Annotated in this window: 4 protein-coding genes; 3 read left to right on the top strand and 1 reads right to left on the bottom strand. The window is 37.4% G+C overall.

Features of this window, described 5'->3' with window-relative positions:
• Positions 1 to 198: helix-turn-helix domain-containing protein (locus OUY18_RS13720; RefSeq protein ID WP_268059346.1), on the bottom strand; the 198-nt coding region annotated here is incomplete at its 3' end.
• A gap of 184 nt (positions 199 to 382) precedes the next feature.
• On the opposite strand from OUY18_RS13720, the gene OUY18_RS13715 reads away from it, so the two are divergent.
• From OUY18_RS13715 to OUY18_RS13705, 3 genes are all read left to right on the top strand, one after another.
• Positions 383 to 1,036, top strand: coding sequence for a LexA family protein (locus OUY18_RS13715; RefSeq protein WP_268059345.1), 654 nt, complete (start codon positions 383 to 385; stop codon positions 1,034 to 1,036).
• A 122-nt stretch (positions 1,037 to 1,158) separates the two neighbouring features.
• A complete protein-coding gene (locus tag OUY18_RS13710; protein WP_268059344.1) occupies positions 1,159 to 1,722 on the top strand; it encodes a hypothetical protein in 564 nt (187 codons plus the stop codon).
• A 122-nt stretch (positions 1,723 to 1,844) separates the two neighbouring features.
• On the top strand, positions 1,845 to 3,355 hold a 1,511-nt coding region (locus OUY18_RS13705; RefSeq protein WP_268059343.1), incomplete at its 3' end, for a recombinase family protein.

The following is a 3,355-nucleotide window of genomic DNA, read 5'->3' as shown; positions in this document are numbered from 1 at the left end:
AAAAAAAAATTCGCCGAACTGGTCGTTGTTAATTTTCAACACAGAAGCAAAAATTTCCGCTTCATTCAGGGTCACCGGTCTGGCTCCGCTTATTTTCTGGCTAATCGTGGATGGAGAAACCCCCACAGCTTTTGCTAAATCACGTTGAGTGAGGTTTAACTCTGCCATCCTCCCCTTAATTTTTCTGCTGTTAATCATGCTATCACCTCCTCAATTTATTGCGCTACGCAATTCATTATGATTATCTTATCACTTGCGTAGCGCAAAGTCAATAGCATTGCGCAAAATAAATTTTAAAATTTTAAGATGTTGTATTGCGCTCTGCAAATTTATATGCTATAATGCAATCATTAAACCTAAGGAAATAAAAGAGGATCAAACAATGGATAACTTTGAAATAGGTAAAAGATTGCTTGACAGGCGAATTGAATTACAACTTACCCTTCAAGATGTAGCAAAAATGGTTGGAGTCGCAAGCTCCACTATACAACGATATGAAACAGGAAGCGTTGCGAAAATAAAAATGCCCGTGCTTGAATCCATAGCAAACGCTCTCAAAGTAAACCCTTTGTGGGTTTGCGGAAAGTCAAGTGAAAAATTTCTTGATTCTTCCCCTTCCAACTGTACCCCTCTTTCATCTCTGCCGATGGTTCCAATTGTAGGAAATATAGCAGCTGGAAGGCCTATCTTAGCTCAAGAGAACATAATAGGCTACCTTCCGACTGATATTAAAAATCCTGATGAATACTTTTACTTACATGTCGATGGCGACAGTATGATCAATGCTGGAATAGAAAGCGGTTCTGATGTTTTAATTCGTAAACAAAATTGCGCTGAAAACGGACAAATAGTTGCATGTCTTGTTAATGGAGATAGTGCAACCTTAAAGCGATTTAAACAAATTGGCGAAACGGTCATTTTAATGCCAGAAAACAGCGACTATGAGCCTATTATTGTAAAATGTAATGATTTTGAAACGGGTTATGCGCGCATTTTAGGCGTTGCAGTCGAAGTTTCCATAAGAAAGAAATTGTAAATAAAAACACCCACACGCTACCGCAAATAACGTGTGGGTTAAAAGTGAAAAATTCCGGATGGGAATTCCTCAAATACATTGTAACATGTCGTCAAGATATGTCAATTGTTGGGGGAATTAAAATGGGTGCATGTAAACGTTGTGGTAAAAAAGGATTGTTTCTTAAACTCAGTGCTATTGGACTATGCACGGATTGTCAGCAACGATACGATATTGAAATTCCACGAGAAAATGAAATTATTAAAGAAAGCCTAAAAATAGTGCAATCCTCTCCTAATCTAAATACAAAAATATCACGTTGCGAATTGATTATTGATACATTAAAGAAAATGAAAAATTTCGGAGGAGATTTTGATGTAATTCACGATATTGGCTGTGATACCGGCGTCGATGAAATGTTATCAATGTATGAAGACTTATATCAGATATTAAGCAAAATGAAAAATAATATAGAAACCGTTATACTTGAATGCATAGATCAAAATGGTCCATCATCGAAACAAAGCTTTATTGATTACTACAATTCAGATAACACTAAATATATCCGAGATGAAACTGATGATGATCTTATCTTTGACATTTCAAAAACTTTACCTGACATACTGATTGAAATGGAAGGGCATTTAGACATAAAGAAAAATAAAACTGGAAGTAAATATTTATATACTTTCTTCGGAAAAGAATGATAAAAAATCCGCCCCTTCCGGCTGGTACCCGGAAAGAGCGGTCCACCATCAGCAGGGCTGACAGTATGATTAATTCACATATTTATTATACTGTTTCAGCCCTCCAAAATCAAGGAGGATATATGAAAAACGCTGTAATTTACGCGCGATATTCAAGCGACGCGCAAAAAGAAACCAGCATTGATGACCAGATCAGAGATTGCAAAAAATTTGCTACTGATAGTGATTATCGAATAATCCGTATTTATCGTGATGATTGCGTGTCAGGCAAAACAGATAGCCGCAACCAATTTCAGCAAATGCTTTCAGACAGTGCAAAAGAATTATTTGATATCGTCATCGTGTGGAAACTTGACAGATTCGCACGAAATCGTAATGAGAGCGCGATTAACAAGGTGAAGCTTAAAAAGAATGGTGTAAAAGTAGTTTCTGCTATGGAGCACATACCGGACGGGCCAGAAGGGATTATACTTGAATCCGTTCTTGAAGGAATGGCAGAGTATTATATATACGATCTTATGGAAAAAACAACGAGGGGGCGTATTGGTGTGGCGCTTCAATGCAAGCATACAGGGGGTCGCCCACTTTTGGGGTATAAAGTAAATCCAGACAGAACTTATTCTATTGACGAATATAACGCGGAAACAGTCCGCCAAATATTTCATATGTACGCAAACGGAGCATCTTATTCCGAAATAATTGACGAAATGAACCGGCAAGGAAGAAAAACTGCGGCAGGGAAAAGCTTTGGTAAAAATTCAATCCATGAATTATTAAGAAATGAACGCTTTATCGGAATTTATACGTACAATAAAATACCGTCTGAAAATGGAAAACGGAATAGCCACGCCACAAAATCCGAAGATAAAGTTATCAGAATACCCGATGGAATTCCTGCTATAATCTCAATGGATGACTGGAACGCAGTACAGAAAAAAATGCAAAAAAATAAGCATACCCAAGCCAGCTATAAAGCAAAGATTGAGTACCTTTTATCAGGAAAAATATTCTGCGGTGAATGTGGCGGTGCAATGGTAGGGCAAAGTAGCGGAAGCCATGAAAAGTACTCCTATTATGAATGCAGTACTAAAAAGCGTTTAAGGACTTGCAGCAAGTCAAATATTAAAAAAGAAACAATTGAAAACGCCGTTATCAATTATACAATAGACTATATACTATCCAAAGAATTCCGCGAATCATTAGTAGACCTTATTTTGCAGCAGGACGACGAAAGGCGAAAAAGCGCCCAGCTAATAATCGGCCTAAAAGAAAGGATAAAACAAAATCAAGCTGCGATAGACAATATCGTTAAAGCCATTGAAGCGGGAATTTTTACAAAGACTACAAAAGAAAAATTAGAATCTTTGGAAAACGAATCCGAATTATTGAGTAGTCAATTGCTCGAAGCCGAAACGATGCAATCCCCCCAATACACAAAAGAAGCTATATCTGCTTGGCTTAGTAAAATAGCCACAAAAGCAAAGAAAAGCACGGACGGAAACAAATATTTACTTTACTCATTTGTTTCCGCCGTTTACGTGTACGAGGATGGGACTGTTAAGATAATTTACAACTTAGGCAATAAAGAGCAAAAAATAACTCTTTCGGATTTGAATGGTGCGGGTGACAGGAC

This window comes from Caproiciproducens galactitolivorans (assembly GCF_026672255.1).
GTDB lineage: Bacteria > Bacillota > Clostridia > Oscillospirales > Acutalibacteraceae > Caproiciproducens > Caproiciproducens galactitolivorans_A.
Note: the sequence above shows the minus strand (reverse complement) of the source record. Positions and strands in the feature narration are given on the sequence as shown.